The organism is Paracnuella aquatica (assembly GCF_003332885.2).
GTDB lineage: Bacteria > Bacteroidota > Bacteroidia > Chitinophagales > Chitinophagaceae > Flavisolibacter > Flavisolibacter aquaticus.
Genome location: NZ_QOWJ01000015.1, coordinates 13,709 through 26,727 on the forward strand (window position 1 = coordinate 13,709; position 13,019 = coordinate 26,727).

Annotated in this window: 9 protein-coding genes; 8 read left to right on the forward strand and 1 reads right to left on the reverse strand. The window is 50.9% G+C overall.

Features of this window, described 5'->3' with window-relative positions; all coding sequences use genetic code 11:
- Positions 1-5: 5 nt before the first annotated feature.
- The 5 genes from DRJ53_RS17385 to DRJ53_RS17405 all read left to right on the forward strand — a co-directional run bounded on the left by DRJ53_RS17385 (position 6) and on the right by DRJ53_RS17405 (position 7,630).
- On the forward strand, positions 6-1,427 hold the full coding sequence (locus tag DRJ53_RS17385; RefSeq protein WP_114236941.1) for a leucine-rich repeat domain-containing protein: 1,422 nt from the start codon (positions 6-8) through the stop codon (positions 1,425-1,427).
- Between the two features lie 176 nt (positions 1,428-1,603).
- Entirely contained in the window at positions 1,604-3,271 is a 1,668-nt protein-coding gene (locus DRJ53_RS17390; protein ID WP_114236942.1) for a glucoamylase family protein, read from the forward strand.
- A 217-nt stretch (positions 3,272-3,488) separates the two neighbouring features.
- Entirely contained in the window at positions 3,489-5,765 is a 2,277-nt protein-coding gene (bglX, locus tag DRJ53_RS17395) for a beta-glucosidase BglX (protein WP_114236943.1), read from the forward strand.
- Positions 5,766-6,111: 346 nt separating this feature from the next.
- Complete coding sequence (locus tag DRJ53_RS17400; RefSeq protein ID WP_114237033.1) at positions 6,112-6,894, forward strand: carboxylesterase family protein; 783 nt, start codon at positions 6,112-6,114, stop codon at positions 6,892-6,894.
- A gap of 109 nt (positions 6,895-7,003) precedes the next feature.
- Positions 7,004-7,630, forward strand: coding sequence for a DUF3575 domain-containing protein (locus DRJ53_RS17405; protein ID WP_114236944.1), 627 nt, complete (start codon positions 7,004-7,006; stop codon positions 7,628-7,630).
- A 4-nt stretch (positions 7,631-7,634) separates the two neighbouring features.
- Here the strand turns inward: DRJ53_RS17405 and DRJ53_RS17410 are convergent, their stop codons facing one another.
- The gene (locus DRJ53_RS17410) at positions 7,635-7,883 is read right to left on the reverse strand and encodes a hypothetical protein (RefSeq protein ID WP_123893676.1); all 249 of its coding nucleotides are present in this window, start codon (positions 7,881-7,883) and stop codon (positions 7,635-7,637) included.
- A 127-nt stretch (positions 7,884-8,010) separates the two neighbouring features.
- Between DRJ53_RS17410 and DRJ53_RS17415 the strand changes: the two genes are divergently transcribed.
- From DRJ53_RS17415 to infB, 3 genes are all read left to right on the forward strand, one after another.
- Entirely contained in the window at positions 8,011-8,481 is a 471-nt protein-coding gene (locus tag DRJ53_RS17415; RefSeq protein WP_114236946.1) for a ribosome maturation factor RimP, read from the forward strand.
- Positions 8,482-8,557: 76 nt separating this feature from the next.
- On the forward strand, positions 8,558-9,805 hold the full coding sequence (nusA, locus tag DRJ53_RS17420) for a transcription termination factor NusA (protein WP_114236947.1): 1,248 nt from the start codon (positions 8,558-8,560) through the stop codon (positions 9,803-9,805).
- A 159-nt stretch (positions 9,806-9,964) separates the two neighbouring features.
- A complete protein-coding gene (infB, locus tag DRJ53_RS17425; protein ID WP_241558598.1) occupies positions 9,965-12,982 on the forward strand; it encodes a translation initiation factor IF-2 in 3,018 nt (1,005 codons plus the stop codon).
- Positions 12,983-13,019: the final 37 nt, after the last annotated feature.

Consider the following 13,019-nt stretch of genomic DNA (forward strand, 5'->3'; position numbering starts at 1 on the left):
CCAATATGGGTGTTAAAAATTTTGTAGTAGACCGGCTAACTAAAGCGCCATTAAAATTTATGGCACTCCTGGCAGTCCTGTTAGGAACGACCATAGCTGTTTTTACGGTAGGTTATCTGCTGATACCGGGTTTGTTTTTTGTTGTGCTCGGCCTTTTTATTTATTTCATTGATTTTTTAACGCGAAAGATGTTTGCGAAAAGGAGTTTGTATCTCGCAGCACAGTATATCTTATCTATTTTATTTACGCTGTTTTTCATCATTGTCTGTTTGCAATGGCAGGAGCATAATGAGATTGTCTTTCCAAGCGAATTTCAAGGACAGGCCGGGATCATTTTTGGTGTAGCAGGATATCCCAAACTGCCGGAAACAAAGTTTTGGAAGAAAAAAATTGTAGTGCCTGCGAATGGCATAATCATTACGTCGACAAAAGCAGAAGAGCTATCAAAAAAAGTGCGTTTTTATTTAGGGTCAAAATCTGCAAGCTTCGACGCGGTAGACTGGGATTCAAATTTCGATGTCGATTGTTTATCATCAGATAATAAAATCAAAGGCTGGCTCTTTGAAGTGGGCCGTAATGATGATGATGCTCCCAAAAAGGTAATGACCGATCTGTGCAACCAGATTGCTTTAGGAAAAACAAGTAGCTTTTACAAAAGCACAAATCCTGTAGTATGGTCTGATAATACCGGGAAATATTTATGGCTTCAAAATAAAGGCCTCACTTCTTTGCCCGGTGGATTGGACAAGCTTGGTATTTATAAAGCAATATTGACCGGTAATAATTTTAAGGAAGTACCACAAGAATTATATAAAGTCACCTCACTTCAGGATTTGACCTTTGCAGTAAATCCCATCAGCATTTTTCCATGCGATTTAAACAGGTTCCCAAACCTGAAAAGCGTGTCGTTCGCAGCAACCAGTATCAGGGAAATCAACTGCGACTTGTCACAACTCGAAAGCTTGACGGAAATCGATTTGGCGCGAAATGAATTGAGCAAGGTACCTGAGCAGATCAAAACAATCCCAAATTTGAAAGAGCTTTTCTTGAATGATAACCGGATTCGCGGTTTGTCGTTTGTGGACAGCCGGCTTGGTAAACTAGAGGTGCTTTATCTGTATACAAATAAGGTGAAAAGTATTACAAAAGAAACAGTGCATTTAAAGCATCTAAAAGAGTTGTCGATATTTGACAATGAAATCGAAAGCATTCCCGATAATATTTCCGACTTAATAAGCCTTGAGCGCCTTGAAATATGGAACAATCCAATCAGGTATATTTCTCCCAACATCAGCAGGCTAAAAAAGCTGAAATCAATCAGAGTAGATGATAATTATTTAGCGCAGGCAGATAAGGATAGCCTTAAAAAATGGTTGCCAAACTGTGAGGTTCATTACCAAAACAGGCAAGCAATGCCAACGCAGTGAGCAATATTTTTCAGTTCATAAATATATGCCCATACGATGGCTGAATTTTATGAATAATTGTGCGGGAGTCATATGATTGGTTTGCTTGCTTTTCCGCATAAAAAAAGTACATGGTTTTTGCTGCAGCATCTGCAATGATCAACTAAGCCTATTTATTAATGCCTTCAAACCCAACCATGCGAACACTTCTATTTTACTTACTGCCTATTTGCCTGGTGCTTTTTATTGCCTGCAGCAAAAGCGATGGCGGCAATACTGAACCGCCGCCTGTTGCCAAGCCATTTGTGCTGCGCGGCATTTGGGTCGAAGGTGTTATTCAGGCGCCGGGTAGCACTGTTATTTTAAGCAGTTCGCAACCCGAAATACAACTGCGTTTTTCCACGGCTGTTATGCGCAGCAGCACGGGCGGCCTGCAGTGGACCAACGCTGCGGGCACTGCCGTGCCATACACCATTCAATACGGCGCCGGCGATAGTGTGCTAACTTTAAAGCCCAATGCCGCATTGCCGCCTTTTGCGCAATTTCGGTTAACCATTACCGAAAGTCTTCGTTCATCGACGGGGCTGCAGCCAACTGCTCCGGCATTTATCATACTGCGCACCGGTTTGGACAGCCGCGACAAGTTTACCCGCATCCCCACCGACGAACTGATGACGCTGGTGCAGCGCCAAACCTTTAAGTATTTCTGGGATTTTGCCCACCCGGCTTCGGGCATGGCGCGGGAACGCAATACATCGGGCAACGTGGTTACTTCAGGCGGCTCGGGCATGGGCGCCATGGCCATTGTTGTCGGTGTGCACCGCGGCTTTATTACCCGCGCCGAAGGGCTGGAACGAGTGCAAAAAATGGTGACTTTTTTAGGAACAAAAGCCGACCGCTTCAAAGGCGCTTTCCCCCATTGGCTCAATGGCGCTTCGGGCAAAGTGCAGCCGTTTAGCGCCAACGACAACGGCGCCGACCTGGTGGAAACCGCGCTGCTGATGCAGGGACTCATCACCGCCCGCCAGTATTTTAATGGTACCAACGCGGCAGAAACAGCCTTGCGTGCCGACATCAATAAAATTTGGGAAGCGGTGGAATGGGACTGGTTTCGCAAGGGCGGTGAAAACAAATTGTACTGGCACTGGAGCCCAGATAAAGAATGGACCATGAACCTGCCCATCAGCGGCTGGAACGAGGCTTTGATTACTTATGTGCTGGCAGCAGCGTCGCCAACGCACAGCATTCCGAAAGCGGTGTACGACGAAGGTTGGGCCCGCAACGGCGCCATGCGCAACGGCAATACTTATTACAACGAAGTGCTGCCGCTGGGTCCGCCGCAGGGTGGCCCGCTGTTCCTGAGCCATTATTCTTTTTTGGGATTAAAACCTTTTGGCCTTAAAGACCAGTATGCCGATTATGAGCAGCAGGTAAAAGCGCATACGCTGATCAACTACCGCTATTGCGTGGCCAATCCAAAAGGCTTTTTGGGCTACAGCGATTCGTGCTGGGGCCTCACTGCCTCCGACGATAATAAAGTGGGCTACCTGGCGCATGAGCCGCAAAACGACAATGGCGTCATCTCGCCAACCGCTGCACTTTCTTCTATGCCTTACACGCCGGAGCAAAGCAAGGCGGCGCTGGAGTTTTTTTACTATAAACTGGGCGATAAACTTTGGAAAGAATATGGTTTTGTAGATGCCTTTAACCTTACCGATGGCTGGTTTGCCGATTCTTTCCTGGCAATTGACCAGGGACCGATCATAATCATGTTGGAGAATTACCGGAGTGGTTTACTTTGGAACTTGTTTATGGGTGCACCTGAGGTTAAGGCTGGTTTAAATAGGCTGCAGTTTCAATATTGAAACCGGTCGGCAGTACAGGTGCTCACATTACAGTTCATTGTCATGCCGACGCATGTCGGCATCTCCTTGCCATAACAGCATTTATTATAGGAGAATCCGAATGGAGTTCGGAATGACAGTGTTTGTATAAATATGGATGCCAACCTGCGGCTGTATCACACGCAGGTGCACCTACCATATTTCCATGATGTAAAAATTCAATCTATCGTTTATGAATATGCGTAAACTTCTGTTCCCCCTCATTTTCGCTGCGGCACTGCCTGCCGCTGCGCAGCAAGGTGGCGACGCCAAAATGAACGCTTTTGTGTCGGGCCTTATGGGCAAGATGACCCTTGATGAAAAGATCGGGCAATTAAACCTCGTTACGCCGGGCGGCGCCGTTACCGGCTCGGTGGTGAGTTCGGATGTGGATGGTAAAATTAGACGCGGTGCGGTGGGTGGCTTGTTTGGTATTTACGGTCCCGAGAAAACAAAGCAGGCACAAAAGATTGCCGTTGAAAATACTAGGCTTAAGATACCGCTCATCTTCGGGCTCGATGTGATCCACGGGCACCGCACCATTTTTCCCATTCCGTTGGGACTTTCCTGCAGTTGGGATACGGCACTTATCCGCCGCAGCGCCCAAATTGCTGCAGTGGAAGCCACGGCCGATGGCCTGCAATGGGCCTTTTCGCCCATGGTGGATATTGCCCGAGATCCGCGCTGGGGCCGCATTGCAGAAGGCAGCGGCGAAGACCATGTGCTGGGTTCGGCTATCAGCCGCGCCATGGTGTTGGGCTACCAGGGCAGCTCCCTTGCCGATCCAAAAACGGTAATGGCCTGCGTGAAACATTTTGCGCTGTATGGCGCTGCCGAAGCGGGCCGCGACTACAACACGGTGGACATGAGCCGCCGCGTAATGTACCAGTATTTTATGCCGCCTTACAAAGCGGCCATCGATGCCGGCGTGGGTTCGGTCATGAGTTCGTTCAACGTGGTGGATGGCATACCGGCAACGGGCAACCGCTGGCTGCTCACCGACCTGCTGCGCCAGCAGTGGGGTTTTAAAGGCATGGTGGTTTCCGATTATACTTCGGTAAATGAAATGATCGACCACGGCATGGGCGATCTGCAAACCGTTTCGGCTATGTCACTGCGGGCCGGCCTGGATATGGACATGGTGGGCGAAGGTTTTTTAACCACGCTTAAAAAATCGCTACAGGAGGGTAAGGTTACACAAGCACAGATCGATGCTGCCTGCCGCCGCATTCTGGAAGCCAAATACAAGCTGGGCCTGTTTGATGATCCTTATCGCTACATGGATGAAAGCCGCCCGGCAAAAGAAATTTTATCCGATGCGCACCGCACAGCAGCCCGCGAGGCCGCAGCCAAATCTTTTGTGTTGTTGAAAAACAGCAACGGCGTTTTGCCCTTGAAAAAATCGGGCTCCATTGCATTGGTAGGCCCACTGGCCGATAGCCGCAGAAATATGCTGGGTACCTGGGCGGTGTCGGGCGATTTTGAAAAAGCCGTAACCGTGGTTGAAGGAATGCGCAATGTAGGGGGCAGTGGCGTTACCATCAATTATGCCCGTGGCGCGAATGTTACCGATGATACTGCTTTGGCCAAGCGCCTCAATGCATTCAGCGAACAAGTGACGATTGATCCACGCGGAGCGCAGGCCTTGATCGATGAAGCAGTAGCTGCTGCGCAAAAGTCGGATGTAATTGTAGCAGTAGTGGGCGAATCGGCAGAGGCAACCGGAGAATCATCGAGCCGTGCCGATATTGCGCTGCCGCAAAACCAGTTGCGCCTGCTGCAGGCCTTGAAGGCAACCGGCAAACCGCTGGTGGTGGTGCTGTTCAACGGCCGCCCCATGACGCTGAACTGGGAAGCCGAAAACGTAGATGCCATGCTGGATGTGTGGTTTGGCGGCACCGAAGGCGGCAACGCCATTGCTGATGTGTTGTTTGGCGCATACAACCCTTCCGGCAAACTCACCACTACGTTTCCGCGCAGCGTGGGGCAGATCCCCATTTACTACAACCACCTGAGCACCGGCCGGCCATATAATGGCGGAGCGCCCAAGTTCCGGTCCAATTACCTCGATGTGTCCAACGATCCCTTGTTCCCGTTTGGCTTTGGCCTCAGCTACACCACTTTCAGCTATGGCGAGGTGCAGTTGGCTAAAAAAACGGTGCCCCCCGGCGAAAGCGTGCAGGCATCTGTAATGGTAACCAATACCGGCAATTGGGATGGCGAGGAAACCGTGCAGCTATACCTGCAGGATATTTACGCCACCATTGCGCAGCCCGTAAAACAACTAAAGCATTTTCAAAAGGTGCAGCTTAAAAAGGGCGAAAGCAAAACCGTAACCTTCACCATCGGCTACAACGACCTGAAGTTTTACACCAACGAACTCAAACAAATAGCTGAGCCCGGCGATTTCAATGTGTTCATTGGCGGCAACTCCAGGGATGTAAAAGCGGCGAAGTTTACGCTACTGGCTAGGTAGATGATGGATGATTGATGGTGGATGATAGTGGGTAGTTGGTAATTGATAGATGGAGCGCAAGAAAGAAATGAAATTTTGAATCGATACTTCATTGCCGAACAATGATTTGCTGCACTTCATCACAGTAGCATCACAGTTTCATCAAGGCACTATCCCGAAATGGGGCTGTCATTTGATTTCGGGCCTGCTTTTTTGTTACTTTTTTGCAGGAGCAAAAAAGTAAAAGCATCTACAGGGTTTATGGAAAAGCAGATGGTTCTTAAAAAAACAATAGAAGGGGCGCAAACACTTGCGCCCCTTTTCATTAATCTGCATGTCGTATTTTGCTCCTTCACAAAGCATTGCCATGAAAAAATATGTATCACTGCTCCTCCTCATAGCAGCTGCCATAAACCTTGCTGCACAAGACCTTTCTTTATTTGAAAAACGCTGCCTGGTGCAAGGCACCGACACGTTGCCGTACCGCCTGCTCTTGCCCAAAAATTTTGATGCAACGAAAGAATATCCATTGCTGCTAGTGCTACACGGCGCCGGCGAACGGGGGAACGACAACGAAGCCCATCTGGTGCATGGCGCTAAATTATTTGTGCAGGATTCGGTTCGCGACCGCTACCCGGCCATCGTGGTGTTTCCGCAGTGTCCTAAAATGGGCTACTGGGCGCCGGTACAGTTTGGGCAGGATGCTGCCGGCAAACGCACCTTTAGTTACCCGCCCGATGCGCCAGCCACCCGGCCCATGCAATTGGTGATGCAGTTGCTCGATTCGTTAGACCAACAGTTTAAACTGGATGACGACCGTATGTATGTAGGCGGCCTTTCTATGGGCGGCATGGGCACCTTCGACCTGGTGGCCCGCAAGCCCAAAACCTTTGCCGCGGCTTTTCCCATTTGCGGCGGCGGTGCGCCGGAACATGCCAAGGCATTGCGTCGCACCAAATGGTGGGTGTTTCATGGCGATGCAGATGATGTAGTACCCTGGCAACTTTCCGAAACCATGGTAGCTGCCATCAAAAAGCAGCGGCGTGCCTCGGTGAAGTTTACCGTGTATCCCGGCGTAAACCACAATAGCTGGGACAAGGCGTTTGCAGAGCCGCAACTGCTGCCCTGGCTTTTTGCGCAGGAAAATTAGCGGCGCCGTATGCTTGCAATTCTGTCCAACAGGCCATAGGCCCGCTGGTCATTCTGTTCGGGGTAAATGAGCGGGCCCGCCTATTTTTGTGGTGCAATCAAACCTGCTTATGATGTACCTCAAAAAACTAGCGGCCCTGTTGCTGGCCTTTTCCACTACCCAGGCTTTTGCGCAGGAAGGCGGCGCACAAGTTGAAAACGTTACCCGTTTTACATTTATTTCGCCCGGCTTTGGCCACGAGCAGCGGGTGGGCAAAAACACAACGCTGGTAGCCCACGCTTATTTAAGCCCGTACGCTTCTATTTTTTATTCCAATGCTTTTGGCGAAGAATCTTTCAATGCGGAGTTTAGGCTGGAAACGGCCGTCTCCTTGCAGTACCGATATTATTACAACTTTGCACGCCGCCAGGAAAAAGGGCAGCGCACTGCCAAAAACAGCATGAACTATATTGCTCCGAAGTACACCGCACTGTTTACCAACAGGCGCATGTCGAGTGCTTATTTACCGGAGGAAAATTCGCGGGCCGTAAATACCCTTGGCGTGGTGTGGGGCCTGCAGCGCAACCTGCCGGGCAGGCTCAGTCTCGATTTCAATGCAGGCCTGGGCTACCAGTTTGCCAAAGGACATACCTACAATGATATGGGCATGAAGGTGGAAAAAAGCTACGGCGATGTAGCCATCATGAGCGGTATTACGCTAGGCATTTGGCTGGGCAAAAAAGAGGCGGAGCAGTAAACGCCTATTTTACTTCTTCAAATTCGATGTAGTCTTCATCATCGCCACGGGCGGTGGAATGAACCGAAGCTTTTTGCTGGTTGTATTGACGGCCGGGATCGGCAGCACCCTGGTGTGCGGCCATTTGCTCCTGCATGTGGCGGAAGCTTTTTTTTACCTGCCGGGTGGTGCGTACAATGGGAACAATCAATCCAAACACCAACCGGTACAGCATGTACGCCAGAAAAATGTAAAGAAGTAGTGAAAGTATCATTGCCGCAAAGGTAAACAACAGGCGCCAAGCAGATATAATTTGGAAAGTATTTAAGGTTTACCTTAACTTTGCCGCAGGAAAAGAAACAAAGAAGGGAACGAAGACCGTTCCCTTCTTCATTTTTACTATGCAAACAGAATCAGCAATAGAGGCAATTGTTCAAAAGCTGGAACCGTTGCTGGCAGCGCATCCCACGCATTTTTTAGTAGATATCCGCATCAAGCCCACCAACAACATCAAAGTGTTTGTTGATGCCGACGAAGGCATGCCCCTGTCTAACCTGGTGCAGTACAACCGTGCCCTGTACAAAGTGTTGGAAGAAAGCGGCATGTATCCCGATGGCAATTTTTCGCTGGAGGTATCATCGCCGGGGCTGGATGAACCGCTGAAGCTGCAGCGTCAGTATAAAAAGAATGTGGGCCGCTATCTTGAGGTACAACTGCTCGATGGCAGCGTGAAAGAAGGAAAACTGTTGGAAACAACTGAAGATGGCATACTGCTGGAGATAGAAACCGGCAAGGGCCGCAAAAAAGAAGTGACCCAGGTAACCATTTTATTTACCGATATAAAAATCACAAAAGTTCAAGTAAAATTCTAAGGAGCCGTTAGCTGTTAGCTTTTAGCCATTAGGGAAAAGCCAACAGCCGGCAGCTAACCGCTAAAATTCTCATCATATGGCAAGTATCAACATGATCGAGGCGTTCCAGGATTTTAAGGATGCCGAAAACATAGACCGCCCCACGCTGATGCGTGTAGTGGAAGACGTGTTTAAAACCCTGCTGCGCAAAAAATACGGCGACGACGCAAATTTCGACGTTATCGTAAACGCCGAAAAGGGTGACCTGGAGATCGTTCGCCGCCGTATGATTGTACCCGATGGCGAGGTGCTGGATGCCAATGCCGAAGTGGGCTACAGCGACGCCGTTAAAATTGAACCTGACTTTGAAGTGGGCGAAGAGCTGTACGAGGGCATCGACCTGTACGACTTTGGCCGCCGCGCTATCCTGGCTGCCCGCCAAACGCTGGCCAGCCGCATTTCGGACCTGAAGAAAAACGTACTGGCTAAAAAATACAACGACCGCATTGGCGAGATCACTTCGGCCGAAGTATACCAGGTTTGGAAAAAGGAAATTTTGTTGCTCGATGAAGAAGGCAACGAACTGATCCTGCCCAAGAGCGAACAAATTCCGCAGGACTACTTTAAAAAAGGCGAATCGATCCGTGCCGTGGTGAAAAAAGTAGACCTGAAAAATAATAACCCCGTGATTATTCTTTCCCGCACTGCGCCTGAGTTTCTGGCAAAATTGTTGGAAATAGAAGTTCCGGAAATTTTCGACGGACTCATTACCATCAAAAAGATCGTTCGCGATCCGGGCGAAAGGGCAAAAGTGGCCGTAGAAAGCTACGACGACCGCATCGATCCGGTAGGTGCCTGCGTGGGTATGAAAGGCAGCCGTATTCACGGCATTGTTCGGGAGTTGAAAAACGAGAACATCGACGTGATCAACTACACCAGCAACACGCAACTGCTGATCCAGCGTTCGCTTACACCGGCCAAGATCACCAGCATGGAACTGGACAACGAAGGCAAGCATGCTTCGGTTTACCTGAAACCCGACCAGGTGTCGCTGGCCATTGGACGCCGCGGGGTAAACATCAAGCTGGCCTGCGAGCTCACCGGTTACGACATCGACGTGTACCGCGACAATGAAGGTGAAGTGGAAGACTTCGACATCGATCTGCAGGAGTTCAGCGATGAGCTGGAAGGCTGGGTGATTGATGAACTAAAGCGTGTGGGTTGCGATACTGCCCGCAGCGTGCTGGACCTGAGTGTGGAAGAACTGGAGCGCCGCACCGACCTCGAAAAAGAAACCATCGAGGAAGTGCGCCGGGTGCTAGAATCGGAATTTGAGAAGGAGTAGCAAGAAAGTTAACCGGATGTTTGCAACCGCAGCAGCGAAACAAAACGTTCAGTTGACTATACATCTATACATTTGCACAACGTTAACATTATAACCCCGCCTTCCAGTAGGGAAGGAAAGGGGGAGGCAATTATGGCAGAAACAACAACACCAAGGTTAATGGCCGCGGCCAAAGAGTTCAACATCGGTAAAGACACCCTTGTGGACTTTTTGGTAGACAAAGGATTTAACAAAGACGATCTGAAGCCGACTTCAAAGCTTACGGAAGATATGTACCGTGCTTTGCAGAATGCGTTTCAGGGCGACAAGGTTGCTAAATTAAAAAGCGAACAGATTGACCTGCCTAAAGGCGCTACAGGCGAAGCAAAGCGCAAAAAAGAAGAAGAGGAACTGCATTTCCGCAAGGAAAAAGAAGCGCCTAAAGTAGTAGCTAAAAAAGAAGAAGCGCCTGCAGCACCTGCACCGGCCCCTGCCGCCGAACCCCCGGCGCCGGCGCCTCAGCCTGCACCTGCGCCCCAGCCCGAGCCGGAGCGTATTGAAGTGCCCGAAGTGGCCCCCGAGCCGCCGGCACCGCAGCCCGAGCCTCCGGTGGAAGAACCCCCGGTTCAGCCCGTGGCCGAACCCGAAGTAGCCAAAACGCCCACATTCGGGCCTAAGATTCTCGATAAGATTGACCTGTCGGCAATTGATTCCTCTACCCGTCCGAAAAAGACGATTGAGAAAAAACAAGCCGCCCCGGCTCCTGTCGAAGCACCACAGGTACAGGCACCTGCACCAGAAGTGGAGGCCGAGCCTGTAGTGGCCGCAGCACCCCAACAACCCGAGCCGCAGCCCGAGGTGCCCGCAGCGCCAGCCGAAACGCCGGTTGTGGAAACCATTGAGGCACCGGTAGTGGAAGCACAAGCCGAAACACCTACCCCTGTTGACGAAAACGAAGCACCCCCGGTGATTGAAAACATACAGGCCGAAAGGCTGACCGGACCCAAAATTTTGGGTAAGATCCAACTGCCGGTGGAAAACGATACCCGTCCTCGCCCAGCTGATGAAAAGCGCAAACGCAAACGCATTCCTATCGAAAAGCGGGATACAACTGCCCCCCAGCGCGGCGGTGCCCAGCAAGGTGGCGCACAGCAGGGACAAGGCGGTGGCTCACGCCCAACGCCACAACCCGGACAGGGCGGCGGCGGACGCTTTACGCCCAATCTGGCTAAAAACCGCCAGCAAGGCGGTGGTGGCCGTTTTCAGCCCCGCGAGGACAAGCAGATCGACGAAAAAGAAATTCAACGGAAAATACAGGAAACGCAGGCCAAGCTTTCGGGCGGGTCGGGTCGTGGTGGCCGCAACGTAAAAGCCAAACTGCGCCGCGAACGCCGCCAGGAAATGGCCGATGCCCAACACGAAGGCGACAACAAACTGCAGGTTACCGAATTTATCTCGGTAAGCGAGCTGGCCAACCTGATGGATGTTTCCTTTGCCGAAGTAATCTCGAAGTGTATGGGACTGGGCATCATGGTGTCCATCAACCAGCGCCTCGACGCCGAAGTAATCGAACTCGTTTCTTCCGAATTTGGCTACGATGTTGAATTCATCGACATGGAAAAGCAATTGGAAATGGACGAGGAAGAAGAAGCCGACAGTGAAGAAGATAAGCAGCCCCGTTCGCCCATTGTTACCATCATGGGTCACGTCGATCACGGTAAAACATCGCTCCTTGACTATATCCGCAGCGCCACGGTAGTAGCTGGTGAGGCGGGTGGCATTACCCAGCACATTGGTGCCTACCAGGTAAACCTGCCCAACGGTAAGGACATTACTTTCCTAGATACTCCTGGTCACGAAGCCTTTACGGCCATGCGTGCCCGTGGTGCCAAGCTTACCGATATTGCGGTAATTGTAGTAGCGGCCGACGATGCGGTGATGCCTCAGACACGGGAAGCCATCAGCCACGCACAGGCGGCAGGCGTACCGATGATTTTTGCTGTAAACAAAATAGATAAGGACGGCGCCAACCCGCAAAAAATCTACGAACAACTGGCCGGTATGAACCTGCTGGTGGAAGAGTGGGGTGGTAAATTCCAAAGCCAGGAGTTGTCGGCCAAAAAGGGCCTGAACATCGACCTGCTGCTGGAAAAGATCCTGCTGGAAGCCGAACTACTGGACCTGAAAGCAAACGCCGACCGCGAAGCAAGCGGTGTAATTGTAGAAGCAACGCTGGACAAAGGCCGTGGTTATGTTGCCACCATCCTGGTGCAGAACGGAACGCTCAAAAACGGCGACATCGTGGTGTCGGGTCAGCATTTTGGCCGCGTAAAAGCAATGTTCAACGAACGCAACAAGCGTGTGGACAAAGCCGGTCCGTCTACGCCGGTACTGATCCTGGGCCTGAACGGTGCGCCGCAGGCTGGTGAAAAGTTCCGCGTGTACCAGGACGAAAGTGAAGCAAAAGAAGTGGCCAACAAACGTGCCCAGATCCTGCGCGAACAGGGCATGCGTGCCAAGAAGCATATTACGCTGGATGAGATCGGACGTCGTTTGGCACTGGGCAACTTTAAAGAACTGAAAGTGATCATCAAAGGTGACGTGGACGGTTCGGTAGAAGCCCTGTCGGATTCGCTGCAAAAGCTTTCTACAGAAGAAATTGTTGTAAGCGTGATCCACAAAGGCGTGGGCCAGATCAACGAAAGCGACGTGGTGCTTGCTGAAGCATCCGACGCGGTGATCATCGGCTTTAACGTACGCCCTTCGATGCAGGCCAACCGCCTGGCCGAAGGTGCCGGTATCCAGATCAAAACCTACTCCATCATCTACCAGGTGATCGACGAGATCAAGAGCGCCATGGAAGGTATGTTGGAGCCGAAGGTTCAGGAAAAGATCGTGGCCAACGTGGAGGTACGCGAAGTGTACCGCTTCGACAAGGTTACGGTTGCCGGTTGCTACGTGCTGGATGGCAAAATTGCCCGCAACAACAAGATCCGCGTGATCCGCGACGGTATTGTGGAGTTCCCGAAAGGCGAAAACTCGCAGGCCGAACTGGGTTCGCTGAAACGCTACAAGGACGACGTAAAAGATGTTCCTTCGGGCATGGAATGCGGTTTGACCGTGAAAAACTTTGCCGATCTGAAAGTGGGCGACATTGTAGAAGCCTACGAGATCGAAGAAGTAAAACGAACGCTGTAACCAATGGCATTTTGACAAAAATGCCGCACCGAAATAC